Annotated in this window: 20 protein-coding genes; 11 read left to right on the top strand and 9 right to left on the bottom strand. The window is 69.6% G+C overall.

The genetic code is table 11. The annotated features are described in order from the left end of the window. Positions 1-610: TonB-dependent receptor domain-containing protein (locus tag RT688_RS03885; protein WP_313703528.1), on the top strand; the 610-nt coding region annotated here is incomplete at its 5' end. Here the strand turns inward: RT688_RS03885 and RT688_RS03880 are convergent. Then, on the bottom strand, positions 607-1,212 hold the full coding sequence (locus tag RT688_RS03880; protein ID WP_313703527.1) for a cyclic nucleotide-binding domain-containing protein: 606 nt from the start codon (positions 1,210-1,212) through the stop codon (positions 607-609). The genes RT688_RS03885 and RT688_RS03880 overlap by 4 nt on opposite strands. Before the next feature lie 359 nt (positions 1,213-1,571). Here RT688_RS03880 and RT688_RS03875 point away from each other — a divergent pair, with 359 nt between their 5' ends. Both RT688_RS03875 and RT688_RS03870 read left to right on the top strand, forming a co-directional pair. Then, positions 1,572-2,213 carry a response regulator transcription factor gene (locus RT688_RS03875; RefSeq protein WP_313703526.1) on the top strand — a complete coding sequence of 214 codons (642 nt, stop codon included), beginning with the start codon at positions 1,572-1,574 and terminating at the stop codon, positions 2,211-2,213. A gap of 290 nt (positions 2,214-2,503) precedes the next feature. Continuing rightward, positions 2,504-2,704 (top strand): hypothetical protein, encoded by a 201-nt coding sequence (locus RT688_RS03870; protein WP_313703525.1) that lies wholly within the window; start codon positions 2,504-2,506, stop codon positions 2,702-2,704. Between the two features lie 1,133 nt (positions 2,705-3,837). On the opposite strand, the gene RT688_RS03865 is transcribed toward RT688_RS03870, so the two are convergent. The 4 genes from RT688_RS03865 to RT688_RS03850 all read right to left on the bottom strand — a co-directional run bounded on the left by RT688_RS03865 (position 3,838) and on the right by RT688_RS03850 (position 7,408). Next, positions 3,838-4,695 (bottom strand): EamA family transporter, encoded by an 858-nt coding sequence (locus RT688_RS03865; protein WP_313703524.1) that lies wholly within the window; start codon positions 4,693-4,695, stop codon positions 3,838-3,840. Further along, positions 4,692-5,927, bottom strand: coding sequence for a TCR/Tet family MFS transporter (locus RT688_RS03860; protein WP_313703523.1), 1,236 nt, complete (start codon positions 5,925-5,927; stop codon positions 4,692-4,694). The genes RT688_RS03865 and RT688_RS03860 overlap by 4 nt, the downstream gene beginning before the upstream one ends. 157 nt (positions 5,928-6,084) lie before the next feature. Continuing rightward, positions 6,085-6,741, bottom strand: a complete 657-nt coding sequence (locus RT688_RS03855; RefSeq protein ID WP_313703522.1) for an HD domain-containing protein — start codon at positions 6,739-6,741, stop codon at positions 6,085-6,087. Next, positions 6,722-7,408, bottom strand: coding sequence for a ribonuclease HI family protein (locus RT688_RS03850; protein WP_313703521.1), 687 nt, complete (start codon positions 7,406-7,408; stop codon positions 6,722-6,724). Before RT688_RS03850 ends, RT688_RS03855 begins: the two co-directional genes overlap by 20 nt. A 213-nt stretch (positions 7,409-7,621) precedes the next feature. On the opposite strand from RT688_RS03850, the gene RT688_RS03845 reads away from it, so the two are divergent. Beyond that, the gene (locus tag RT688_RS03845) at positions 7,622-9,556 is read left to right on the top strand and encodes a S9 family peptidase (RefSeq protein ID WP_313703520.1); all 1,935 of its coding nucleotides are present in this window, start codon (positions 7,622-7,624) and stop codon (positions 9,554-9,556) included. 197 nt (positions 9,557-9,753) lie between these two features. Here RT688_RS03845 and RT688_RS03840 read toward each other — a convergent pair whose 3' ends face one another. Then, entirely contained in the window at positions 9,754-10,335 is a 582-nt protein-coding gene (locus tag RT688_RS03840; protein WP_313703519.1) for a hypothetical protein, read from the bottom strand. A gap of 264 nt (positions 10,336-10,599) precedes the next feature. Then, positions 10,600-10,839, bottom strand: coding sequence for a hypothetical protein (locus tag RT688_RS03835; RefSeq protein WP_313703518.1), 240 nt, complete (start codon positions 10,837-10,839; stop codon positions 10,600-10,602). 224 nt (positions 10,840-11,063) lie between these two features. Between RT688_RS03835 and RT688_RS03830 the strand changes: the two genes are divergently transcribed. From RT688_RS03830 to RT688_RS03800, 7 genes are all read left to right on the top strand, one after another. After that, the gene (locus RT688_RS03830) at positions 11,064-14,264 is read left to right on the top strand and encodes a penicillin-binding transpeptidase domain-containing protein (RefSeq protein WP_313703517.1); all 3,201 of its coding nucleotides are present in this window, start codon (positions 11,064-11,066) and stop codon (positions 14,262-14,264) included. Between the two features lie 92 nt (positions 14,265-14,356). Beyond that, positions 14,357-15,664, top strand: coding sequence for a hypothetical protein (locus RT688_RS03825; protein WP_313703516.1), 1,308 nt, complete (start codon positions 14,357-14,359; stop codon positions 15,662-15,664). Then, on the top strand, positions 15,661-16,215 hold the full coding sequence (locus RT688_RS03820) for a hypothetical protein (RefSeq protein ID WP_313703515.1): 555 nt from the start codon (positions 15,661-15,663) through the stop codon (positions 16,213-16,215). Before RT688_RS03825 ends, RT688_RS03820 begins: the two co-directional genes overlap by 4 nt. A 2-nt stretch (positions 16,216-16,217) precedes the next feature. Then, positions 16,218-17,282 (top strand): hypothetical protein, encoded by a 1,065-nt coding sequence (locus tag RT688_RS03815; protein WP_313703514.1) that lies wholly within the window; start codon positions 16,218-16,220, stop codon positions 17,280-17,282. After that, positions 17,279-18,301 carry a hypothetical protein gene (locus RT688_RS03810; RefSeq protein WP_313703513.1) on the top strand — a complete coding sequence of 341 codons (1,023 nt, stop codon included), beginning with the start codon at positions 17,279-17,281 and terminating at the stop codon, positions 18,299-18,301. Before RT688_RS03815 ends, RT688_RS03810 begins: the two co-directional genes overlap by 4 nt. Before the next feature lie 80 nt (positions 18,302-18,381). After that, a complete protein-coding gene (locus RT688_RS03805; RefSeq protein WP_313703512.1) occupies positions 18,382-20,568 on the top strand; it encodes a hypothetical protein in 2,187 nt (728 codons plus the stop codon). A 6-nt stretch (positions 20,569-20,574) separates the two neighbouring features. Continuing rightward, positions 20,575-22,920, top strand: a complete 2,346-nt coding sequence (locus RT688_RS03800) for an SUMF1/EgtB/PvdO family nonheme iron enzyme (RefSeq protein ID WP_313703511.1) — start codon at positions 20,575-20,577, stop codon at positions 22,918-22,920. Positions 22,921-23,293: 373 nt separating this feature from the next. Here RT688_RS03800 and RT688_RS03795 read toward each other — a convergent pair whose 3' ends face one another. Next, positions 23,294-24,727, bottom strand: a complete 1,434-nt coding sequence (locus tag RT688_RS03795; protein ID WP_313703510.1) for an FHA domain-containing protein — start codon at positions 24,725-24,727, stop codon at positions 23,294-23,296. A gap of 107 nt (positions 24,728-24,834) precedes the next feature. Continuing rightward, on the bottom strand, positions 24,835-25,555 hold a 721-nt coding region (locus RT688_RS03790; protein ID WP_313703509.1), incomplete at its 5' end, for a protein phosphatase.

Below are 25,555 nucleotides of genomic sequence, written 5' to 3'. Positions count from 1 at the left end.
CCTCTCGTACGAGCACTACTGGGCGGAGGGAGCGCTGCTCTCGGCCAGCGTCTCGTCGCGCCGCATCGACGGCTACACCCGCAGTCTCGTCAGCTTCGACGGCGCGCGCTGGGTCGCGATGCCGATGAACGCCGGGCGCGCCGAAACGCGCGGGCTGGAGCTGGAAGCGAAGTTCCCGCTGAAGGCGGTGATGGAAGGCGCCCCGGCGATCGACCTGCGCGCCAGCCTGAGCAGCAACTGGTCGGAGGTGGACGGCGTGCCGGGCCCGGACAACCGCCTGGACGGCCAGACGCCGCTGTCGGCCAACCTCGGCGTCGACTACAAGAAGGGCAGCTTCAGCACCGGCGCCAGCTTCGCCTACAAGCAGGGCGGGCAGGTCCGCCTGTCCGAGCGCCAGACCTCCTATATCGAGGCGCGGCGCGACCTGGAAGCCTATGTGCTCTACAAGTTCACGCCGAAGCTGCAGCTGCGCGTGGCCGGCCAGAACCTGCTGGACCAGGACTTCACGCACCGCAGCAGCTATCTCGAGGATGGGCGCGGGCTGGTCGTGCGGCGCGGGGTGTACCCGGTCGGGGTGACGGTGCGGGCGACGGTGGAAACCAGGTTCTAATTGATATCCTTACCGGTCCGCAAACGCGCGAGCGCGGCTCTGTTGCGCGCACGTATGCGATTGGCAATCTTCTCATCGTTCTCGGACACGTCATCGGTCGGATCGATGCACTCGCCGCCCGAGAACTGATCTGTTTCCAGTTCCAGCGCCGCGCAGCTGATCGCTCCATCTGCGCCGCGCAGCGTCAATAGATCGATTTGCGCGCAATGCTCAAGAATCGTCGCGCCTAGTTTGCGGTAGAAGACCTGGCGAAACTCGTCATCAAGTCGTAACAGTCGATCCAGGACATCCGTTGGGATACTAACCACTGACAGTAGCGTTAGCGCGACGGTCCTGGTTTCGAACACCAGCCCACTTAGCCTGTCGGTGCCCAGGATCGCGGACCTGGTCGCGAAGCCGCTATTCAGCTCCAGGCCGCTGAAACACAGGACGGTTTTCGCCAGCCCTCCGGTCACCACATACACACAGTCGTGGTCTTCCCCCTGCGATTCGAGCGACGCGCCAGGTCGTACCAGGTGCTTGCGCAAGCGGCGTACATGACGGGCCAACTTCGCCGCGCTTAGCCCAAGCGCTTCGGCCATCTCGAGACAAGCTTCGTCCATCTGTTACTCCTTCTTCTCGGCTATCTTTGTTTCAAATAGAAAAGTAATGTTGGCCACTAAGTTGCATTAGTCCGTAAAGGAATCTGAGGTTATTGGAAAGAATGTTTAGTTACTTGGGTTTAAAACTGGAAATGATCCATTTTGGTGCAATCTGGCTTCCAGTTCGGTGCATCGATGGTTATATAAATAAACACTTGATAATATGGAGAAATAACTGATTGCCGTTATTCACATGCATTTGATGCTGCTCTGCTGTTGTACTTTTGGTTTTGATCTAAAACAAACTCTTCACTCACTGTAAATACCTATTTTGAATTACCATTTGCGTCCGATTTCACTAACCGCGTGCAAGGGGCAGAATGTTAAATGTATTCGTTGCCGAGCCGAACGAGACGTTGCGGGCCGGTATCATTTCAGTGATTAGTAAAGAGAGTGCTTATCGCGTGATCGGAGAGGCGTCGTCCCGTGTGGAGCTGATGTCCCAACTACGGCTCGGAAGAGCCGACGTGCTCATTCTGGAGCCACGGATGGGTGGCGCAACGGGCGAAGGATTGATTCGACAAATTAAGGAAGTCTGCTCTGATATCGCGATTCTCGCTTCTTCTGACATGGATGGATTAAGGTTTGGTGTACGCTTATTTAAAGCAGGCCTGAAAGGCTTTCTCTGCAAGAGCGCCGGAAGAGACGAACTGATCAATGCGCTCGATCGGATTGCGTCCGGACGGCCCCACATCAGTAGCGTGCTGGCAGAAGGAATCGCTCTTGGTCTTAATGTCAATGAAGAGGAGAAACCCCATACGACCTTATCGGAACGGGAGTTGGACGTGTTTTGTCGACTCGTGCGTGGGGAACGAGTAGGTGCAATCGCCAGCACTCTTTTTCTCAGCCCGAAAACCATCAGTACCCATAAGCACAGAATTTTTCAGAAGATGGGCGTCTCGAATCTGAGTGAACTTGTTCGTTATGCCTTGGTAAATAACATTACAGACCGCTGTCATTAGTCAAGTTGGTCCGGCATGCCGGCGGACATACCCCTAGCGTAGTTACGCTCTACCGGAGCCGGCGGTCGGGAAATATACCGGCACCATAGGGAAGGTCCATGGTCGTCAGTATCATTGCGCAACGCAACGGCGTCTGTTCCACAGTAGGATTGGCCCAGGCACCAGCTGAGCTGCTGATGACAGCGTTTTCTGCTTGAACGAACAGCCCGTGTCGATTTCATTCGGTCGATACGGTGTCAGATAATTGTCGACACTGCGAGGCGACGATGTGCGAGGGGCGAACAGAACAAATGTTAGACGACATCATTGCTTCAATAGGAACGAGCTCAACATCGGAATTCGGCCAGCGTAGGGTCCACTTATTAAAACAGCACATGGTCCTGCTTGTTTGCCTGGCCAAGAGCGAACAGCTGCTACAGACACGACAGGAATCGGCAAAGCTCGCCGCCGCATTGAATCAAATCGATGCAGAGCGCCGTCGTATTGCCTAGTGCAAGCTGATGTCGAGCGAATCGTCCCGACTCGAGGACAGAAAGCCGCGATATCAATAGAGCGGAAACGGCGCGTTGATCATCCTGGCTAATATGTCGTCTATGTTTTGATAGAAATTCTTTTTGTTGGAGGGGTAGTCGTGGCTCACAATTCTGACGCAGTGGAGCACCATTCCTCCGTTGACTGAATGCGAGGATTTGGGGGTAAACGAATCTGCACGACTATCGCAAATGGCTGGTTCGCAGCAGTGCAGGTTTTTCGAAACTGCATTGGGTCGTGCTGTGCATGGCGTCCTAGGTTTCCTCAGGCAGGTGGGAATCACCGTATGCATTGAAAGAAGTAAACTTTTTCCTTATATAGCTTAGAAGTTCATCGTCCGATTTCGTCCATACCTCGTCCGGATAAATTGGAAAACTTCTGATACGCCCCCGTATAACGATGAAAATCGTTCCCGGTTCGTTTGCTTTCGCGCGAAGCGAGGCTAGCCAGTTAATCGTTTCCGCTTTCATGGGCATTCTTTCCACCATGGTTTGTTTTGTCCGCAGCCTGATTGTTCTAATTCGACCGGCATGATGCCGGTGAGTTCGGGGCTGTCGGTTTAACTATGATAGGGATCAGGTTGGGTTGGCCAAGAGTGGAACGCAGGGGCATTGGGTTGCGCCAGGCTTGATATCCGCCACGCCGGTCAAATCCGTGTTCGATCTACGCGATGACGACGAATAATCGAGCAGCTATTGCTGCCAATAAGAAAGGTATCGGTAATTAATCATGCTTGAGCGAACTGATCATTTGAAGGAGGCTGCCGTACAAAGAGGTATCTCCATTGATCTGGAGTGCGGTGCATTATGGGCATGGGTGTTTATGTCAAAGCATGGGATCGACACGAGTACGATCCTCAGAGTCCTCTCACAGCCCACAAAAAGACGGCAAGGCGACTGTCAAATGCAAGCGGATGCAAGGCACGGGTATCGCTACCGTTGACTACACGTCCGACAGGACAGCGTGCATGGTGCGGCTTGGCGCGAATGTCGTGCGAAGCTGCGAAGCTGCGGACTTCGGCGATGCGACGGGGACCGCTGTCGCGAATAGGAAGGTAGCGCGGCTCGCGGTCACCGCGCCGCCTCGGCTGCGCTCAGGCCAGCCGCATCGCCACCGCCCCGCAGGCGATCAGCGCCGCCGCGGCCAGCCGTCCCGGTCCGACGCGCTCGCGCAGGAACACGCAGGCGATCGCGGTCGCGAACAGGATCGAGGTCTCGCGCAGCGCCGCCACGGCGGCCACCGGCGCCTGCGTCATCGCCCACAGCGCCACGCCATACGAGCCGACCGACATCGCGCCGCCGCCCAGCAGCAGGGCCGGACGGCGGCGCGCGAAGGGCAGCAGCTCGCGCCGGCGGCGCAGGCCCAGGACCGCGACGCCGAGCGCGGTGAAGACGAAGATCCACATCGTATAGGCCGCCGGTGCGCCCGAGCGCCGTACGCCGGCGCCGTCGATCAGCGTGTAGGTGGCGATCACGCAGGCGGTGCACAGGGCCAGCACGGTGGTGCGGCGCGCGCTGGGACTTGTTCCGCGCGTGCTGGCGAACATCGCCAGCACGCCGCCGCAGATCAGGCCGACCGCCAGCCACTGGCTGCCGGCCAGCCGTTCGCCCATGAAGGCCAGCCCGAGCACGGCCACGATCAGCGGCGCGCAGCCGCGCATCAAGGGATAGGCGTGGCTGATGTCGCCTTCGCGGTAAGTTTCCATCAGCAGCGCGTAGTACAGCACCTGGGTGATGCTGGAGGCGCCAATGAAGGGCCAGCTGGCGGGCGCCGGCTGCGGCAGGAAGGGTAGCAACAGCAGGCAGAGCAGGCCGGCGCTGGCCGTGACCAGCACGGTCGAGAGGAAGGGGTCTCCTTTCGCCTTGACCAGGGCGTTCCAGCCCGCGTGCATCAGCGCCGCGCACAGCACGGCGCCCATCACGGGGCCGGAGACGCCGGTCGCGGGCATCATGCTCCCGACCGGTGTCGCCTGAAGTACCGGATCGCCACCGGCACCGCCAGCGCCTGCATCGCCGCCGACAGGAAGAAGCTGCTGCCGATGCGCCAGTCGTTCGGAGGCAGGTGGCTGACCGCGCCCAGGATGCTGGTGCCGATCAGCGGCGTGATCACGACCGCCAGGCTGCTGATCGATTGCAGCGAGCCCATCAGCTCGCCCTGTTCGCCGGGGCCGGCCTCGCGCGAGATGATGCCCTGCAGCGCCGGCCCGGCGGCGAAGGCCAGCAGGTTGCAGCAGATGAAGACGTACATCATCCAGCCCTGGGTCGCCAGGCCGTACAGCACGAAGGTGATCGCGCCGGACGCCAGGCCCATGACGGCCAGGCGGGTTTCGCCGAAGCGCCGGATCAGCAGCGAGAGGAGCCCGGCCTGGACCACGGCGGCGGCAAGGCCCACGCAGAACATGGCGATGCCGTTGTCGCGCGGGGTCCAGTCGAAGCGGAAGGTGGTGTACAGGACCCAGGTGGCCTGGGTCATCATCTGGCCGAAGGTGGTCAGCGCGTAGACGACGACGAGCCCGCGGATGTCGCGCCGCCCCACCAGCCTGCGCAGCGCGAAGAAGGGGTTCACGCGGCGCCAGCCGAAGGGTTCGCGGGTGGCGGCCGGCAGCGACTCGGGCACGAAGAAATAGCCGTAGGCGAGGTTCACGGCGCACAGCGCGGCCGCCACGTAGAAGGGCAGGGCCAGGTTGTATTCGCCCAGCAGGCCGCCCAGCACCGGGCCGCAGATGAAGCCGAGGCCGAAGGCGGCGCCGATCTTGCCGAAGCTTTTGGCGCGGGTCTCGGGCGTCGAGACGTCGGAGGCGTAGGCCATCGCCACCGACATGCTGGCCGCCGACAGGCCGCCGATCGCGCGCCCGAGGAACAGCCAGGCCAGGCTCGGCGCCCAGGCGGTGACGAGGAAGTTCAGGCACATCCCGCCCATCGAGTACAGCAGCACCGGACGGCGCCCGACGCGGTCGCTGATCGCGCCCAGCATGGGCATGAAGATGAATTGCAGCAGGCCGAAGACGGTCGCCAGGATGCCGTACCACAGCGCCTGCTCGTCGCGCCCGGCGACGAACTGCCCGACCAGCAACGGCATCACCGGCACGATCAGGCCGATGCCCAGCACGTCGATGAAGACGCTGACGAGGACGAAATTCAGGTTGCCGGCGGAAGCCTGGTTCGGAGTCACCTTGCGCAGCATGGATGGTCCTGCCAAAAAGGAACCATCTTAGCACTATCGATAATAAAAATGCATTGACTGCCGGTGTTCGTGGGATGGCCGGTGGCGGCCGGCCGGTCGTGCGCGATCGATTCGCGGCGAACGAACGCCGCGTGGGCGGGTCGCGCGCCCGCCCACCCTACGAACCCAGCCACTCCTGCGCGAACTCCTTGCGAAACACCAGCAGCTTGCCCAGCCGCTCGTTCGCCATGTCGCGCCCGGCCTCGGTCTGCATCATCTCCGGCAACCTGGCCAGCTTGATCACGATGTGATCGAGCGTCCAGGCGCGGTCGTCCGGTGCGCGAGCCTCGGCCAGCGGATCGTCGGGGTGGGCCAGGGCCCGGCCCATGCGGCCGGCGACGTAGAACATGCGCGCCAGCCCGATGGCGCCGAGGGCGTCGAGGCGGTCGGCGTCCTGCACGATCTTCGCTTCGATCGTGGTGGCGGGAATCGCCGCCGAGAAGCTGTGCGCCTCGATCGCATGCGCCACGGCGTCCAGCCGGTCTTCGGGAAAGCCGATCCGCGCCAGCTGTTCGCGCGCCAGCGCGGCCGAGCGGCGCGAGGCCTGGGCGCGGTCCGGGTCGTCCTTCGGCAGGTTCACCAGGTCGTGCAGGTAGCTGGCCGCCATCACGACCAGGGCGTCGGCCTCGGGATGGTGGGCGAGCAGGGCCTCGGCGCTGCGCCAGACCCGGTCCAGGTGGCTGGCGTCGTGGGCGCCGTCGTGAACGGAGGCGCTGGCTGCAAGGGCGGCGAAGCGCGGGCGCCAGGCGGCGGGATCAGTAGGTGGTGGAGTCATCTGGCTCTTCGGCAAGGGAAGCGCGGGCGCGTTGGGACAAGGCGTCGGCTTCCAGGTTCTTGTGGCGCGGCACCCAGCGCAGGGTGACCGCGGGCAGTTGGGCCAGCAGGGCGTGCGCGCGCGCGCGCAAGGGACGCAGCACCAAGGCACTGTCCTCGACGCTGCCGTTGACGTCGTCGACCACGACCCGGCTGTCGCCGTAGACGGTCAGCGGCCCGGCGCCTTGGGCCAGCGCGGTTTCCAGCACCAGGATCAGGGCGCGGTATTCGGCCTCGCTGCTGTTGCCCCAGCCGGCCGGCTGCGACAGCTCGACCAGCTCGCCGTCCGGCCCGAGCAGGCGTGCGCCGATGCCGCAGCGGCCCGGGTTCGGCTTGGCGGAACCGTCGAACCAGGCGCGCCAGGCGGTCGGCGCGCCTTCGTGGCGGGCGCGGCGCAAGGCCAGCGCCGCGTCGCGCGCCGCACGCCTGGCTAGGGCGCGAGCGGCTTCGGCCGCCCGCAGGGCCGCGCGTTCGGCCAGCAGGTGCGGCAGGCCCAGCGCGCCGGCGCTGGTCTCGAGCGTGGCGCGCAGGGCGGCTTCGTAGGGGATGCCGGTTTGCCGCGCGCGTTTGCGGCTGGCGGCGAGTTCGGTCTTGTTGGCGGCGCCTTCGAGGCGGACGAGGTCGGTCATGGCGTGAGCATAACCGCTTTCGGCATCGTTGACATGGCGTGTAAAGCTTGCAACACTTGCCGAGCGTCATTTTGTCACTTTATCTGGAGCGCTTAACAAAGCCTTCAGGGCCAGGCGCGTCGTCGAGGACAGTACGAACGTACGGCGAGACGATGCAAGGCCGCCATGGAGGGTTTGTTAAGCGCTCTTCGTCGTCGTTCAACAGGAGAACCCATGCGTTTGTTGCACAATGTCGTACGCGTATCCGCGCTGGCCGTCTGCATGGCCACCGCGTTTTCGGCTGCCCACGCCGCCGCACCGGCGGCCAACACGGTCAAGGCGCCGCAGAAGGCGCAAAAACAGCATAAGCGCTACACCATCGAACAGTTCATGGCGACGACCTCGGTCAGCGGCGCTTCGTTCAGCCGCGACGAGAAGCAGGTCCTGTTCAGCAGCAACGCCTCGGGCATCTTCAACGCTTACGTGCTGCCGGTGGGCGGCGGCACGCCGCGCGCCTTGACCAATTCGACCACCGACAGCACCTACGCGGTGGGCTTCTTCTACAACGACGACCGCATCCTGTTCACGCGCGACCAGGGCGGCAACGAGCAGAACCACCTGTTCGTGCGCGAACTCGACGGCAGCGAGCGCGACCTGACGCCGGGCGCCAAGCTGAAGGCGGGCTTCGCCGGCTGGCAGCCGGACGGCAATGCTTTCTACGTGGTCACCAACGAGCGCGACCCGAAATACTTCGACCTCTACAAGTACGACGCGAAGACCTATGCGCGCAGCATGGTCTACCAGAACGAGACCGGCCAGACCGTGTCGGCCATCAGCCGCGACGGCCGCTGGCTGGCGCTGGGCAAGCCGAACACCACGGCCGACAGCGACATCTACCTGTACAGCGTCGAGACGCGCGAGATCAAGCACATTTCGCCGCACCAGGGCACGGCCAGCTACAGCGCGCAGGACTTCGATCCGGACTCGAAGCGCCTGCTGTTCACCACCAACGACGGCGGCGAATTCACGCGCGTGCGCGCCTACGACCTGGCGACCGGCGCCGTGACGGACGTCGAGAAGGCCGACTGGGACATCCTCGGCACCGGCTATTCGCGTAACGGCCGCCACCGCATCAGCTACGTCAACGAGGACGGCAGCATCCGCCTGCGCGTGCTCGATGCCGCCGGCGACAAGCCGGTGGCGCTGCCGAAGACCAGCGGCGGCGAGATCCGCGGCGCGGTCTTTTCGCCAAGCGCCAGCCTGATGGCTTTCTACGTCAACGGCGACCGCTCGCCGAACGACCTCTACGTGCACGACTTCCGCACGAAGAAGACGACCCAGCTGACGCGCAGCCTGAGCCCCGAGATCGACCCGAACGACCTGGTCGAGGCCGAAGTGGTGCGCTTCAAGTCCTTCGACGGCATGGTGATCCCGTCGATTTTCTACAAGCCGAAGGGCGCCTCGAACCTGAACAAGGTGCCGGCCGTGGTCTACGTGCACGGCGGGCCGGGCGGCCAGACCATGCGCGGCTACAGCGCCCAGATCCAGTACCTGGTCAATCACGGCTACGCGGTCCTGGGCATCAACAACCGCGGCAGCTCGGGCTACGGCAAGACCTTCTTCACCGCCGACGACCGCAAGCACGGCATGGAGCCGCTGTGGGATTGCGTCGAGGCCAAGACCTGGCTGGCCAGCCTGGGCTGGGTCGATCCCGAGCGCATCGGCATCATGGGCGGCAGCTACGGCGGCTACATGACGCTGGCGGCCATGGCCTTCCGTCCGGAAGCCTTCAAGGTCGGCATCGACATCTTCGGCGTCAGCAACTGGATCCGCACGCTGGAAAGCATCCCGCCGTACTGGGAAGCCCAGCGCAAGGCGCTATACGACGAGATCGGCGACCCGGTCAAGGACAAGGAATTCCTGACCGCGACCTCGCCGCTGTTCCACGCCGCGAACATCCGCAAGCCGCTGATGGTGATCCAGGGCGCCAACGACCCGCGCGTGATCAAGCCGGAAAGCGACGAGATCGTCGAGGCGGTCAGGAAGAACAAGGTCGAGGTCGAGTACGTCGTCTTCCCGGACGAGGGGCATGGTTTCTCGAAGAAGAAAAACCAGGCGGTGGCGAGCGCGAAGATCCGGGAGTTCCTGGACAAGCACCTGAAGCAGTGATTGCCGTCGCGTCGCGGCTGCTCTGACGCCGTACCGCGTGGGCACAAGTGCCCAGCCTACAAATGCTTTCGTAGGGTGGGCTCTCGAGCCCACGCGGTCTCGTCTTTCGCACAGCGGCAGAGCATCGCGATAGCCCACCCAACAACAAAAAAGCGCCCCATGCAAGGCGCTTTTCCTTTATCCGCTCCGGACCGCGATCAACGCCGATACGGATTGTCCGGATTCCTGTCGTGGCGGTTACGGACCCCGTCGCCATCGCGGTCGCGGTCGTACCGGTTGGGGACGCCGTCGTTGTCGCGGTCGCGGTCGTAGCGGTTCGGCACGCCGTCGCGGTCGTAGTCGCGGCGGCCGTCGTAGCGCGGCGGCGGGCCGCGGCGGTCGCGGTCGTGCCAGCCGCGGTCGCCGCGATCGTTGTAATAGCGGTCGCCACGATCATAGTAGCGGTCGTTGCCGGCGTAGTAGCGGTCGCGCGGGCTCCAGTAGCCCTGGGTCATGATCCAGCGGCCGCCGTTCTGGCGCCAGGCCGGCGGCGCGTAGACGTAGCCCGGGCGTTCGACGATGTAGCTGCCGGGCATCCAGTGGTGGCGGTGGCCGCGCCATTCCCAGTAGCCAGGGCTCCAGACGTAACCGCGGCGCACGCTCGGCGCGCGTTCGTACAGCGGAGCCGGCGGGGCGTTGCCGATATACACTTCCAGGTTGGCCTGGGCCATCGAGGGCAGCGGCGCGAAGGCCATGGCGCCGACGGCGACCAGGATAGCGAGAGGGAGGCTGCGTTTCATGTTCGTTCTCCAAATCCAAAGCGGATGATTCACTATATCAATCGCTTAGGCGCAACGGTGCGTTTGACGCATGTGCTTACATCTGAAACGATTTGCAGCAGCGCAGCGACAACAGCCGAGGAGAAACGCGGGAAGAGGGAAGCGGAAGGGATGGGGAAAAGCCGGGTGGGAAAATCGCTGCCGGGCGCGCCGGGTGCCGGTCCCGGCGGCGCTAGGTGCCGCGTAGGACAGGCGTTCGGCGCAGGGCCCGGCAGGCGCGGGCGATCAAATCCGGCTCCCGCTTGCGCGACGATCGGCCAGCAGCATCTGCTGTTTTTCGGCGTCGCTCAGGCGCTTGCCCTTGACGACCACGACGGCCATCCTGGTGTTGGTCGCGATGCTCGAATCCTGGATCAGCGCGGGGCGGGCCTGGGCTTCGGGAATGGCATCGGCGACGTAGCTGGCGGAGCCGGCGGCGGCGAGGGCAACGACGAAAACGGCTTCCATGTGCTTGGCGATGTTCACGGTGTTCTCCTTGCGGGTGGGTTTGCGATGGATGCACTGTAGCCAAGGGCGCTTCAGGGCTCCACCGGATTGCGACGAGCCGCATGAAAAGCGGGATGGCCTGCACAAAAACGGCGGCCAATGTACGTCTACTCGACCGTATCTGCGCGCTTTTCACCGCCCCCCGGCTAGGCCTGCGCGAGACGCGGCGCCCGGAAGCCGCCGGGGGAGCTTAGATGCAGGGAATGATCGCGACGGTAATCGATGGTCTGGCCGCCGGCCGGCGCGCGCGGCGGCGCGCGCGCAACCTGCGCGCTGGCACCGCTCGGGCCTCGGCATCGGGGCCAGCGGCAAGCCGTGCCGCCGTGCTTTCCGCCGCGCCAGGCGCCGGCCCCTGGCTCGGCCTGGGCGCGCTGGCGCTGGTGCTCGGCGGCGCCGTCCTGATTGTCCACCACGCCCGCACGCTCGGCGCGCAGGCGCTGCCGGAGGACGCCGCCACCGGCCTGGTGCGCGAACTGCCCGCCTTCCAGCCGGCCCTGCCGGGCGTGGCCTTCCGGGTGCCGGACCAGCCCGCCGTCTCGCTCGGCAGCCATGGCGGCGGGGCGCTGCTGGTGGTGGCGAACATGCGGCCCGAGCGGGCGGTCGCGATCGACCTGTGCGAGCAGATGCTCGATCGCGGCAGCGGCCGGCTGTCGCCGGTACGCATCGGTTACCGCTTCGAGGATGTCGCCCGCTGGGCCAGGCGCAACGAGACGGCCGCCAACCCGGTCACCCTGCGCAACGTGGTGCTGGCCGGGCAGCCCATGCCCCAACTCGACATCGGCGGCCATGCGCGCGCCGGCGCGCCGCTCGCCGTGCGCTGGAGCGGCATGCCGTCCGCGCGCTGGATCGGCGACGCCGGCAATGGCGGCATCGGCAAGGGCGAGCGCGGCGAGGGCTTGCTCGGCCGCCAGGGCTGGCTGGTATGGGGCGAGACGGGAGCGCTGCGGGTCACGCGCCGCGCCAAGGCCGCCTGTCCGGCCGGCGAACTCGTCCTGCAGCGCTACCTGCCGGCGCCGGCAGCGCAGTCGGCGCAGGCGGTCGCCTTTCCCGTGCACGGCGAGGTGCGCGGCGTGGCGCTGGCGCCGGGCGAATACCGGGTGCCGGTCGAGGCCGCGCCGCGGCTCGAGGACGGCGCGCTGTTCGACAGCCTGCGCGAGCGCGGCCTGGTGCGGCTTGCGCGGTCCGGCCTGATCGAGGTGGCGCCGCGCGACCTGGCGCGCTGGCGCGCCGCCGGTCCCGACGAGCGCGCCGCCGACCTGCGCAGCTGGGATGGCGTCGTGCTCGACGCCGCCGGCCTGAAACTGCTCGAGCGCCTGCACCACCGCGCCGACGGCGCCTACGTGCAGGAACAGATCCGCGTCTACAACAGCGAACGGCGCCTGCTGGCCTGGCGCCTGCGTCCGAGCGGACCGGGCGTGACGGTGCAGGCCGGTGCGCTTGCCGGGGCGGGCGCCGTTGCCGTCGGCGGCAGCGCGGCCATGCCGCTGGCGGCGGCGCGCCTGTTCGACCGCCTGCCGCAAGGCTGGGGGCCCTGGACCCGTCTCGCCGACTGGCCGGCGAATGCCGGCACGGCGCGCCTGGCGCTGGTGCTGCCCGGCACGATGGCGCCGGCGCGCGGCGGCGAGCGCATCGCGCTCATGCTGGCCGGACGCCTGGACCGGATCGAGGGGGCCCGGCTGGTGCAGGCGCGCGCGGTGTGCGGCGGGCGGGCCTGCGCGCGTCCCGACGACGTGCGCGAGCTGGAACTGGCGCTGGAACCGGGCGCGCGCCGCGTGCTGCTGGACGCGGCGCCGCTCGACATGGCGGCCCTCGGCACGGCCGGCGACGCCGCCTACCGCCACCTGGCGCTGCGCGACGGCAGCCTGCGCTGGCAGGCGCTGCCCGACGCCGGCCGCCCCGGCGCGGGCGCCCCGGCCCCGGTGATGCTCGCGGACCGCCACGGCGCCGGCCTGTGGCAGGGCGGCCGTCCAAGCGACAGCGCGGCCGCGGCCGGCCTCGAGACCTTGCTCGGCGTGCGCGCGGGCCATGCGAACAGCGTCGCCGGCATGCTGGGCCGGCTGCCGGCGCCAGGAGGCCGGCCGCACGAGGCGACCCTCACGCTCGACCTGGCGCTGCAAACCGCCGCCCAGGGCGCGCTCGACTGCGTCGGCCTGCGCCGCGGCGCATGGGACGGCGCGCGCTGCCAAGGCGGCACGGCGCCGCCGCCCGGGCGCCAGGCCGGCCTGGTGTTGCTCGACACGGGCAGCGGCGACATCCTCGCCGCGGCCAGCGCGTCCAGCGGGGGCGCGTCGGCGGCCGCGGCCTGGAGCGAGCTGCGCGACTTCGACCGCGTCGACCCGGCGCGCAGCCCCTTGCGCCAGGCCGCGCTGCAGCACGACGGCGGCGCCGAGCGCAGTCCCGGCTCGACCTTCAAGATCGTCAGCGCGCTCGGGCTCGAGCTGGCGGCGCAACGGGATCCGCGCCTCGACGCCCTGCTCGAAGGCATGCCGCTATCCGGCATCAACGCGATGGCGGCCGCCGGCGGCTATGCCTTCCGCACCGACGCCGCCAGCTATCCGCTGGGTTCGGGCGCGCGCATCACCAACTTCCGCGACCAGCACCTCGACCGTCGCGCCCAGGACGGCAGGCTGGGCCTGTCGCAAGCGCTCACCTACAGCCTGAACACCTGGTTCGCCTGGACCGCCGAGCTGGCCGACCGCAGCCTGCTCGGCAAGCCGCAGGGCGGGTCACCCAGCCTGCGTGCGCTCGACGCCGCGGCGCTCGACGGGGTGCGCCCGGCGGCCGACATGGCGCGCCGGCTCGGCTTCGAGCGTCCCTTGCGCCTGGACGGCGGCCTGTTGCCGGCTGGCTACCGCTGGCGCGACTGGGACGCGCTGCAGGCCAGCATCGCGGCCAGCGATCCGATCGGTTCGCGCCACGAGCTGCGCCAGATGGCGATCGGGCTGCGCATGCAGGCCACGCCCCTGCACATGGCGCTGGCGGCGGGCGCCGTCGGCGAAGGCCGGACGATCGCGCCGCGCCTGCTGCTCGCCCTCGACGGCCGCGCAGCCCAGGCCGGGGCAGGCGAGCCGCTCGGCGTGCGCCTGGACCGTATCCGCGCCGGCCTGCGCGGCGTGGTCGACCACGGCACGGCGGCCGGCGCCTTCCGCGCGTCCGAGTTCGACGCCCTGCGCCCCGGCCTGTACGGCAAGACCGGCACCGCCCCGGTCGGCGACGACGGCCTGGCCACGGTCTGGTTCACCGGCTGGCTCGAGCCCGGCAGCATCCCCGGGCAGGACCGGCGCCTGGCCTTTGCCGTGTTCGTCAGCCGCTCGACCGCGACCGGCGGCGCGCATGCGGCGCCGGTCGCGGCGGCCCTGCTGCGCTCGATGTTGGGCCAAAGCCGGGAATTGGCGGGAAAGTGAGCCTCTCCAGCGCGCCTTGTTTTTGTGTTTCTGTGGCATGATTTGCAAAGTCCGTTATCTGGCGGACAGGCTATTTGACTCATGAGGACGGTATGCGTTTGGCGGGAACCCGGTACCAGGAACCTGGTTGGGAGCAGGTGCGCAAGCTGCTGGGCGCGTGCTCGCTGGAGGCCTTCGCGCTGTGCGATCCGGCCGAACTGATCGCGCCGGCGCCGGGCGACGAGAGCCTCGCCCTGTACGTCGACCTGCTGGCCGAGCGCCTGCACGCGGCCAGCCGCGCGCCGCGCTTCCGGGCCGCCGGCAATGCCTACGGCGACACGGTGGGCGAACTGGCCCTGACGCTGGTCTACGAGCTGGCCGCGCGGCCCGGGGACTGGGACGCCTTGCGCACGGCGCTGGCCGCCGAGCATGCGCGCGCGCCGCTGTTCTGGCGCCAGGGCGGCGGCGAGGCGCTGCTGCGCAAGAAGGTGAACGACATGTTCGCCGTCCTGCGCGACAAGGTCGACGCCGACAACTACCAGGCGGCCTGCGGCCGGCCCTGCAGCCCGAACCGCATCTATGCCTACCGCATGCTCGATACCGCCTATGGCGAGCTGGCGCGCCTGTTCGCCGGCTGGCGCGAGCATGCCGCCCAGGTCGGGACGATCCTTGGCCGGCCGGTCGAGGCATCGATCCCGATCGAGGTGCGCCAGATGGGATCGATCGCGGCCTGCCGCCCGGAGTGGATCATGCGCTGGAGCGAGACCCTGGAACGCTTCAGCGGCGCGCCGGGGCCGCTGCATACCCGCTCGAAGCGCTTCGAGAGCCTGAAGCACAGTCCGCACAAGATCGGCGAGATGCTGGCCGAGATCGGCGAATACGAAACGCTCTCGAGCAACCGCGACCAGGACTGGCTGCACGACCGCGAGGCCGCCGGCGCCTGGCTGGAAGACTACTGGCGCGTGCTGGACGAGTCCGCCCAGGGCAGTACGCCGGGGCCGGACCTGATCCTGGAAGCGCGCGAGGACGCGCTCGATGCGGTGGCTGGCCTTGTCCCTGACGAACAGCCGGACCGGGCGGCCGTGCCCGAGGACGACCCCGCGCAGGCCCGGCGGGCGGCGGCGGTTTCACTGCCCCCCGGCTTCGTCCAGGCGGCGCGCGCCGAAGAAGACCCGGGCGGCCCGGCCGGACGCCTGCTGGCGCAGGACTCGCTGCCGGTGCGGCTGGCGGTCTACCTGAAGCTGCTGGGCGGCGAGGACGACAGCTACCCCGATGCCTGGCGCGACCCGGCGACCGGGGCGCTGCCGACCATGCAGCAATTGGCCGGATTGGACGGGGTCTCGCTGCCGACGCTGCGCAAGCGGCGCGACGCGGCGATCGCGCGCCTGGAAAGCGCCACCACGAACGGGAGGATGATGTGAAGACGACGAGCGATATCGGGCGCAGGCTGCAGGAGCGGCTGATCCTGGGCCGGCGCGTGGAAGGCGACCGCCTGGTGCTGGCCGACGGCGTGCTGCTGGCCGCGCTGGACGGCAGCCGGCCGCTCACCGCGGGCGAACGCGCGGCGCTGGAGGCTTCGCCGCTGACGGCGCGCCGCCTGCGCACGCTGGCGCTGGCGCGCCGCGCGGCGGCCAACGACGCGCGCTGGGAAGGCAGCGGCGGCATGCTGCGCGCGGCCGACAGCGGCGCCCGGCTGGAGCGGCTGGTCACCGACGACGGCTGCTGGCGCCTGCACTTCCTCGACGGCGGCGGCGGGCCGCGCGTGATCCTGCAGCTCGCGCCCGAGGCGCCGTTCGCGGCGCGCCTGCTGCGCGAAGGCGCGCTGCTGCGCGTCCTCGACGGCGCCGGCAACGAAGTCCTGCAGGGGCGGCTGGATTACGACGGCGAATGCGAATGCGCCTGGCCGTTCGCGGATGCGCCGTTCGCGCACTTCCAGCGCCACGGCGCGGTGTTCTCGGTGCTGCGGGGCTGACGATGTTCGAGCTGTTCAAGCGGATGGCGCGCCCGCCCGCCTTCGACGCGACGGGGCTGGGGCAAGACGTGCTGGCGCGGCCGATGGGCGCCGGCTGCGTGCTGCCGCCGTCGACCGTCGGCGTGGCGGTCGACCGCGCCGGCCACACGCGCCGCATCAGCGCGGGCGGGCGCCTGGTCCTGATCGAGGGCGAGGCAGGCTGGTGCTTTCATCCCGGCCCCTACGGCTGCGACCTGCTGCCCTTCGCCCAGGCGCCCGAGATCGGCCTGCGCGTGCATTTCGCCATCGACAGCCCGGACCCGCGCCTGGCCCAGCAGCGCTTCGACCTGTTCCTCGCCAGCGAGGGGGAGGGCGAACTGCGTCTGGGCGAGCTCGCCGCGCGCATCGAGGATGCGCTGCAGCGCGAACTGGCCCAGGGCAACCTCGAGCTGCCGCCCTGCACCACGCTGGACGAGTGGAACGCCTTCCGCGCCGGCTTCAACCAGCTGCTCTACACCCGCTTCGGCCTGACGGTGGACGACTGCGTGCCGGTCGACCTGGGCAGCAGCCGCGACTACGCGGCGGCGCTGCGCGCACGCGCGGCGGCCACGGACGAACCGTATCTCGGCGCCGCAGCGGCGGCGCGCGCGCAGCCGCAAGCCGCTGCGCCCGCGGCCTTCGACCCCGCAGGCGCCGATGCGCGCGCGCTGCGCCGCCTGTTCCTCGAACTGCCCTGCGTGATGTGCCGCCTGCGCCTGGCGGCGCTGCCGAGCGGGCAGGCGCTGTTCCGCCAGCAGCAGGCGCTGCTGCAGCGGCTCGACCTGGCCGCCCTGGCGGCGGCCAGCATGCCGGCCCTGGCGCTGGCTGCGCCGGGCCAGCCGCTGGCCGTCGAGCAGCAGGTGCGGCGCGCCCGCCACAGCCTGCGCGCCACCGCCGCGCTGGACGAGGCCTGGGCGCTGCTGGCCCGGCTGGAACGCGCCGAAGACGACGGCCTGGAGCGCCTGTTCGACGAAGCCGACCGCATCGTCGCCAACCTCGAACGCGCACTCGAGGAACGCAAGCTGGTTACACCGAGGGAGGAACCATGAACGTGGGTCCCGACAAGCTGCCTGATACGGCCATCTGCCGCAGCCTGCTGGCCGACGGCAGCGTGGTCACGGTCACGGCCACGCGCCGGCCACGCGGCGGGCGCGCGGAGGTCAAGTGCAGCGCGCCCGGCGCGCCGGCCGTCGCCGCGCGCATGCAGCAGGTGGCGCGCCTGGCCCGCCACACCGAAGCGCGCTACGACAGCCGCGACCAGGTCGTGATCGGCATGGACCGCGCGCCCGGCGCGCACGAGCGCGACTGGGAACTGGCCGTGGTGCTGGCCGACCGCATGGTGCGCGGCCTGCTGGCCTTCAGCGCGCCGCCGCTGGCGCTCGGCTGGTCCGAACAATGGCAGTGCGGCCGCATCGATGGCCACGATGCGCACGGCGCACCGGCGGACGCGCTGCTGGGCGGTGCGCAGCAGCTGCGGCACCTGGGCGCATTGTCGGGCCAGCCCGATGCGGCCAACGCGGTGTCGAGCGCGCGCGCCTGGTTCCCGCTGCACAGCGGCGGCATCAACGACAGCCTGTGCTGGGTCGAGGTCTGCGTGTATCCATTGGACCCGGATGTTCCTCCGGACGAGGACGCGGTCGCCGCACCTGGCCTGGACAGCGCCGGCCAGCTGGCGCTGCGCCAGGCCCTGGCCGGCGCCCGCCATTTCGACGGCGAGGGCGGGAAGGGGCCACGCTGGCGCACCACGGTGCGCTTCGGCCAGGATCACTTGCACGGCAACTCCTGGGAGCTGGCCCTGGTGCTGGCCGACCGCCTGGCGCGCGGGCGCGAGTTCGTGCCGCGCGGGCGCATCATCGCCAGCGGGGCGTCGAGCGCCTGGCATGCGGGCCAGGTCGAGGCCGTCGAGGGCCTGGCGCCGAAATGCGCGCTGATCGAACGCGAGGCCGGGCCCGGGGACCGGGTGCTGCTGCCGCGCGCCTGGGAAGGCGGCCTGCCGCCCGGCCTGCGCGACGCGCTGCGGGCCCGGGGCGCGAGCCTGGCCCTGGTCGAGCGGATCGGGATTATTTGAATGCCTTGCCTGCGCAAGGTCCACATGCCCGCGGCTGCTAGAATCGCCGGGGCGGTTTCACCTGAGGATGGAGTCGGATCATGTTCCAGATGTTCGGTTTTGGCGGCAGCCGCTGCCCGCGCTGCGAGCACAAGAATGCGGGCGGGGCCGGCTATTGCGCGGCCTGCGGCATCACGCTGGGCGCGCCGCGCAGCAAACCGGTGCTGGTCGAGAACCGCTGGGCCGCCGGGCCCGACGAGCTGGCCGTGTTCTTCGGCGTGAATGCGCTCTCCGGCCTGTTCGTGAAGACCCTGCGCGTGCCCGCCACCGCGCGCGCCTACATCCTGCAGGGCGACCAGGCCACCGAGGTGCCGCAGGGCGAGTACGAGATCGAGGGCTTCTTCACGCGCCTGAACCACCTGCTGCGCGACCAGCACGCCGAGATCCTGATTACCCGCAGCGCCGCGCTGCCGGTCGAATTCGCTTTCGACGACCTGGAGACGGTCGAGCACCTGGCGGTGGCGGCGCGCTTTTCCGTCAGCCTGCGCGTGGAGAACGTGCCGGCCTTTGCGCGCCACTTCATGACCATGCCCGGCACCGTCGGCAGCGCCCAGCTGCGCGAACTGCTGGCGCCGGCGGTGCGCCAGCTGGCGCTCGAATTCGTGGGGGCGCAGTCGCTGCGCGAGATGGCCGCCAACCGCGAGCTGCGCGCCCAGTTCGACGAGCGCCTGCAGGGCGCGCTGCGCCTGCTGCTGGCAAGTTACGGCCTGGGCGTGGCCGGGGTCGAGACCCTGGCCCTGCGTCACGACAAATTCGACGCCAACCGCGCGCGCATCGGCACGCTGTGGCTGGCGGCCGACGAGCGCCGCGTGCAGATGGAACACGCGCGCCAGCTCGACGAACTCTACGACGAACAGGAGTGGCAGCGCATCCGCCGCGCGGAACAGGAGGCCCGCCTGCGCCTGCGCCGGCTGGAGCTGCGCCAGGGCGAGGCGCTGGACCGCGCCGAGCTTTCCCTCGGCAATGCCGAACGCGCCCACGGCATCCGCGCGCGCGAGATCGACCTGTATGCGCGGGTGGCCGAGGCCAAGTCGCGCCGCGAGGCGATCGCGCGCGGCGCCGGCGAAGTGCTGGCCGAACTGGAACATGACTTTGCGAAGAAGCGCGGCGAACGCGCGGGCGAAGAAGCCGAGTGGAAGCAGTTGCAGGCCCTGGCCGGTATCCGCATGCGCGGCGCGCTCGAGGTGGCGCAGCAGGAGGCGCTGGGCGCGCGCCAGCTGGCGCAGCAGCGCCTGTCCCAGCAGCTGCTGCTGCAGCAGATCCGCAACAAGGTCGAGCAGGCCAAAGAGATCGAGGACGCCTCGCGCCAGCGCGCGGAACTGGCGCGCCTGCGCGCCGCCGAGGAGCTGGCGGCGCGGCGCGCGCTGGCGCTCGACGAGGAAGAACACGCGTCGCGGCTGGCGCTGCTGGCGCTGGCGAACGCCGCGCGGCGCCGCGCCCTCGAGCGCGAACAGGAGTGGGAAGAGCTGGCCGGGCAGCAGCGCATGCGCGAACTGCAGCGCGCCGAAAGCCTGGAGGCCGGGCGCGTGCAGCAGAAGATCGACGCCATGAAGCGCGAGGGCGGCCAGCAGGAGTCGCTGGCCCAGCACGAGAAGCTGCTGCGCACGATCGAGGCCGAGCACCGCCAGGCGCACAAGGCGAAGGAAGTCGAGCTGCTGGCCGAGGAGCGCCAGCATGCGCTGCGCCGCGCCGAGCAGGAAGCGCAGTGGCAGCAGGAGCTGCGCCGCCTCGGCCACGAGCGCGCCGAGCGCGCCGCCCAGCTGGAACACGCGCTGGAACTGGCGCGCGTCGAGATCGCGCGCGCCGAAGCGATCGGGCGCCTGGACGACAGCGCCAAGCTGGCCGTTGCCGCCGCGCCGAATGCGGCGGCGCTGGCCGACTACATGAAGACCCGGGTGCACGCGACCATGGACGCCGGCCAGCTGGCGGCGCTGGCCGGCGTGGTCGCCGCCGGCGGCGCGGTCGGTGCGCAGGAAGCGGCGCGCCTGGCGCAGGAGGCGGCCGAGCGCGAGCGCATGCGCCGCGACCTTGAGGTCGACAAGGACCGGCGCCACCAGCTCGACCTGCTCACCCTGCAGAACGAGGTGAACGCGGCGGCCCTCGGCGCCCAGGCGCGCATCGCCGGCAGCATCGGCGCCGCGATCGAAGCGCGGCGCTGCGCCGAGGGCCACCCGGCGCGCGCGGGCGACCGTTTCTGCGCCAGCTGCGGCGCCGCCCTGCGGGACTGAGCGGCGATGCAGACAGCCATCGACAAGATCCGCGAACTGCGCGCGCTGCACGACGACGGCATCCTGAGCCGCCAGGAGTTCGACCAGCGCAAGAACGCGATTCTCGATGCCGCGTATGCCTTGCCAGCGGGCGGCTTGCCATCGGATGCCAGGGCGCCGGGCGGCACCGAGCTTGGCCTGATGCAGGGCCAGCACGTCGGTCCGGCCAACCGCCGCTACCGCCTGGAGCGCCTGATCGCGCACGGCGGCATGGGCCAGGTCTGGCAGGCCACCGACCTCGCCACCCACGCGGAACTGGGCCACAGCGCCCAGGTCGCGCTGAAGATCCTGTCGCCGGAGCTGACCGAGAGCGCCAGCCACGCCAAGCTGCTGGTGCAGGAAGCGACGCGCGCGCGGCGCCTGGCGCACGAGCACATCGTGCGCGTCTACGACTGGGCGCAGGACCCCGCCACGTCCAGCTATTTCGTGATCATGGAGCACCTGGAGGGCGAAGACCTCGACGCCATGCTGGCGCGCGAAGGGACGCTGCCGCCGGCGCGGGCGCTGGCGCTGCTGGCGCCGGTGGGCGCGGCCCTGGACTATGCCTGGGACCGGCACCGCCTGGTGCACCGCGACATCAAGCCGGCCAACGTGTTCCTCACGCGGCGCGGCGACGTCAAGCTGCTCGACTTCGGCATCGCGGCGCGCGCGCGCAAGGGCGCGGCTGCGCTGCTGGAAGCGCCCGGGGCGTCGGGCACGCCGGGTTACCGGGCGCCGGAAGCGCTGGCGTCCGGCCTGGTGCCGGCGCGCACGCTGGACGTGTACGCGGTGGCGGCGATGATCCATCGGATGGTGGCCGGTGGCCTGCCGCCGCTTGACCCCGGGGCGGCGGCGCGGCCCGCCGCGCTGGACGAGGCGTGGTGGCAGGTCTTGCTCTGCGCGCTGGACCCGGACCCGGCGCAGCGGCCCCAAAGCGTGTCGGCGCTGCTGGCGCGGCTGGCGGGGGCGCTGGAGGGCGAGGCCGTGGTGACCGCCGCGGCAGACGAAGCGCCCGCGCAGGACGACGCAGCGCAGGCGGCTGGCGTCGCGCCCGCGCCGTCCGCGCCGCGCGCCGCCGCGGCGCAGGAGACGATTGCGGTGGACGCCGCCTCCGCCGTCGCGGACCGGGCGCCGGAGCCGGTGCAGCCGGCGCGTCCCCCACGCGAGCCGGACGACCATGCCCGCGCCGAGGCCGCCGCCGCGGTGGCGGCCCAGGCCGAGCGCCAGCGCCGCGAACGGCAGCGGCGCGAACGGCGCGAAGCCGAAGAAGCGCGGCGCCTGCGCCGCGAAGCCTTGCGCGAACAACTGCGCGCGCGCCAGGCGGAAGAGGTCGCGAAGGCGCGCCAGGCCCAGGAGGAAGCCCAGCGCAAGGTGCTGCAGGCCAGGGCCGCGGCCGCCTACCTGGCCGAGCAGGAGCGCGCCCGGACCAAGGCGGCGCCCGTTGCAGCGGCCGCGGATGCGGCCGCGCCGCCCCCCGCGGCCAAGCCGGCGATCGAACCCGTCCTGATGCGCGACCGCTTCCTCGACGGCGCCGCCGAGGGACCCGAGCTGGTGGTGCTGCGCGCCGGACGCTTCCAGATGGGCTCGCCCGAGCACGAGCGCAGGATCGCGATGGCGGCCGGGGCCCAGAAGAACTGGCTGGCGCGCGAGACGCCCCAGCACTGGGTCGGCATCGCGCGCCCGTTTGCGCTGGGCCGCTATCCGGTCACGGTCGGCGAATGGCGCCGCTTCGTGGAAGCGACCGGCTGGCAGCCCGACGGCGAGGTCGACTGGGCGGCTCCCGGCTTCCCCCAGACCGATGCCCATCCGGTGGTCGGCGTGAGCTGGTTCGACGCCCAGCGCTTCCTGGCCTGGCTGTCTGAGGCCACCGGCCAGCGCTACCGGCTGCCGAGCGAGGCCGAATGGGAGTACGCCTGCCGCGCCGGCACCAGAACCGCCTTCAGCTTCGGCGACGGCATCGGCACCGACCTGGCCAATTACGACGGCAATTTCACCTGGAACGGCGGCGCGCGCGGCGAATACCGGCGCGGCACCACGCCGGTCACGCACTTCCGGCCCAACCCCTGGGGCCTGCACGACATGCACGGCAACGTCTGGGAATGGGTGCAGGACGTGATGCACGACAGCTACGAAGGCGCGCCGCTCGACGGCAGCGCCTGGGAAGAGGGCGGAGAACGCGCCCGCCGCATCCTGCGCGGCGGCTCCTGGCTGTACAACCCGCGCTACCTGCGCTCGGCGCTGCGCAACGGTTTTTCGGCGGTGATGTCGAACGACATCGTCGGTTTTCGCGTCGCGCGCGAGCTGCCGCCCGGCGAATCCGAAGAACTTTCCTAAGGGCGATAGCTTGTGGGCTAGCGTGCGCCATGTCGCGGCGCTCGGAGTAGCCTAGGTCTTTCGAAACGGGCTTTTCATCCCGTACGAAAGGACACGTCATGAACGTTCCGGAACATCTGCGGATCCCGCTGATCGTCTTCGGACTGCAGGCGGCGCTGCTGGCCGGGATCGGCCTGATTTTCCTGGTCTTGCTGCCGCTCGGACACTAGTAGGGTGGGCGGCTCCACCGGGTGGTCCGGGTGGCCGCGGCCGGTGTGCCGCCCACGCGTTCAAGCGGCGGCGGCGCAGCCGTCTCCTCGTATCGAACGCGGTTTGGACGCGTGGGCGGCGTTACCGCATCGGTTCGTCGCCGGCGCGGGTGGAGCCGCCCACCCTACGTGACCTGCGCCGGGCTTGCTGCCCGCGCCGCTTGCCCATTGCGCTCTTCGGGATAGGCGCGCGCCGAAAAGCGCGCCCCGCGCGGCCAGCCGGGCAGGCGCTCGACCGCGGTCGCCGGCGTCAGCGGGGTCGACACCCCGCTGGCCGGGTCGGCATGCCAGAAGCCGCCGTCGCGGTGGAACAGCAGCGGCAGGCCGAGCGCGGCCAGGCGTGGGGCGAAATCGGCGTCGCGCTCGGGAGCAAGGATGCAGAAGGCCTCGTGGCCCATGCCGGCGTCGAGGCGGTGCAGCAGGACGGCGTTCGGCAGCACCGCCGTCACTTCCAGCACGGCGACGCCGGGAATGCTGGCCGTCAGTTCGATGCGCATGCCCGGACGCAGCGGGACGCACTGGTGCTTGCCGGGCCAGGCGCCGTCGACGAGCAGGCCGTAGCGCGACACGTCCTCGATCTCGAAGCCCGCGCGGCCGCGCCGGACCAGGACGTGGCGCGCCGACAGGCGCCGCGTCAGGCCGTCCGGGGTCGGGCCGCCGTCCAGGTGGTGCATCAGGCGGATGTCGGCTTCGCCGTCGTGGCGGCCGAGCACGCATTCGTCGAGCGCGAACAGGCGCAGCCGGCGGACACCCCCTTCAGGCGCAGCGGCGAATTCCAGGCAGGCGCTGCTCGCCGGGCAGGGGTGGGCGGCGGCCTGCGCGGGCAGGTCGACTTCGAGCAGGTCCTCGTCCCAGGCGATGCTGGAAAAGCCCAGGTCGATCTTGCCGCCACGGGCGTCGAGGTCGAGGTGGGCGATGCCGGCATTGCTGGCGGCGACGTCGATATCGACGCGCCCTCCGCCAGTGCGGGCGTTGACGCGCGCGATCGCGGCGTCGTCGGCGCTGACGCGCACGTTCTTGTGGGTGGCGAGGAAGGTCTGGTGGATCTCGTGCAGGCTGGCGTCGAGGCGCGGCACCAGGATCAGCAGCGTCGCCTGCCAGGAGCGCGCCGGCTGCGCGCGGCTGTGCAGTTCCAGCTCGACGCGGTATTGGCCGTGCTCCAGGCCGCGCGAGGAGAATTCGAGGAACGCCGGCAGCCAGTCGCCGCGCAGGGTGCGCGTGAAAGAAAGCGGCCCGCCGTGGCGCTCGCCGCCCTGCAGGCGCAGGCGCGAGTTCGCCAGCAGCGTCACCTGGGGCGCGCAGTCGGGCGGCATGCCGCGCAGTTCGAGCTTGAGCACCTGGCGTCCGCCGGCGGCGCGCGGATCGAAACCGCTCACGTGCAGGTGGGGACGCTGCAACGCCGGCGCCGGGATCGGGGGCGACAGGGGCGCCGCAGCCGCGGCCGGTTCGCCCGCCGCGCTCGCGAACGCCGGCTGCGGATGCCCGTGCGCGCAGGATTCGTCCCCTGGCATCACCCAGACGGTGCAATGCGGATGCTCGGGATTGGCGCAACGGTTCATGGCAAGGACGGGCTCGGGGAACGGGGCAAGCTTACGCGTTTCGACCCGGCCGTGGCGCGCGCATGCCAGGGTCAGGATTGATCTAACGCACTATTTCCCATTCTAAATCAATTGCTTTCCGGCAGCGCGGTTTCGTCGCGGCGCGGCGTCCGCAGGCGCAGCACGATGGCGGTCAGGTTGTCCGGCTGCAGGCCGACCGGCGGCCGCGCTTCCATTTCCGCAAACAGGGCGTCGATACCGGCCGCGGCGTCGCCACCGGCGAACAGGCGCGGCCAGCGCGCCACGAATTCGCGCGGGTCGGCGCAGGACCAGAAGCCGTCGGTCGCCAGCAGGTAGGTCGCGTCCGGGCGCAGCGCGAGGGCGCGGCGGTCGGGGAGGGCGCGCAGCCAGGGCGGCAGGTTCTCGCTCGTGAGCGCGTACAGCCCGTCGTCCAAACGATGCGGATCGGCGAAGGTATTGCCCAGGATGAAGGCCTGGGCGATCTGGGGCCAGTGCTCGCCGTGCACCTGGCGCCACCACTGCGCCTCGCCGAGCAGGCCGCTCATGGCATAGGCGGTGGCCGGAACGTGGTCGACCGTGAGCGGGTGCACCTGGCCGGCGCCGACTTCCACCAGGCGCGAGTCGCCGGCATGCCACAGCAGCGCCCGGCCGCCGGGCGCGATCTCGAGCAGCGTCAAGGTGGTGCCGGGACGCGGGCCGGCTTCGCCGAGCGCATCGAAGCGACGCTGCAGGACGCCGTGCAGGTTGTCCAGGTGCGCGCAGAGGCTGGCGCTGTCGGTACAGGCCGGGATCGCCAGCAGGCCGGCGGCGGCCGCCTCGGCCGCTTCG

It is taken from the genome of Massilia sp., from assembly GCF_032106685.1.
Taxonomy (GTDB): Bacteria; Pseudomonadota; Gammaproteobacteria; order Burkholderiales; family Burkholderiaceae_D; genus Telluria.
Note: the sequence above shows the minus strand (reverse complement) of the source record. Positions and strands in the feature narration are given on the sequence as shown.